The organism is Ralstonia sp. ASV6, assembly GCF_016429285.1.
Lineage (GTDB): Bacteria > Pseudomonadota > Gammaproteobacteria > Burkholderiales > Burkholderiaceae > Ralstonia > Ralstonia flaminis.
The window spans coordinates 1-317 of the sequence record NZ_JAELUI010000550.1; the positions used below are offsets into that span (position 1 = coordinate 1).

At 69.4% G+C, this 317-nt stretch carries 1 pseudogene; it reads right to left on the bottom strand.

The features are described from left to right. Positions 1 to 55: 55 nt before the first annotated feature. A pseudogene (locus JHD73_RS28475) lies at positions 56 to 127 on the bottom strand (leucine efflux protein LeuE); the annotation flags it as partial. Between the last annotated feature and the right edge of the window lie 190 nt (positions 128 to 317).

A 317-nucleotide genomic window follows, 5' to 3' on the forward strand; every position in this document is an offset into this window, starting at 1 on the left:
GATGATCAGGATGGTTTTGATATCTGTACGTTTTGGCATAACCCGCTCGATTCGATTAATTCAGTGTGGCCGTCGCCAGCTTGGCGGAAAAGCCGATAAACATGGCGCCGACGCCGCTGCTCATACCCTGTCTCTTATACACATCTCCGAGCCCACGAGACATGGCGCCTGATCTCGTATGCCGTCTTCGGCTTGAAAAAAGGGGGGGGGGGGGGGGGGGGGGGGGGGGGGGGGGGGGGGGGGGGGGGGGGGGGGGGGGGGGGGGGGGGGGGGGGGGGGGGGGGGGGGGGGGGGGGGGGGGGGGGGGGGGGGGGGGG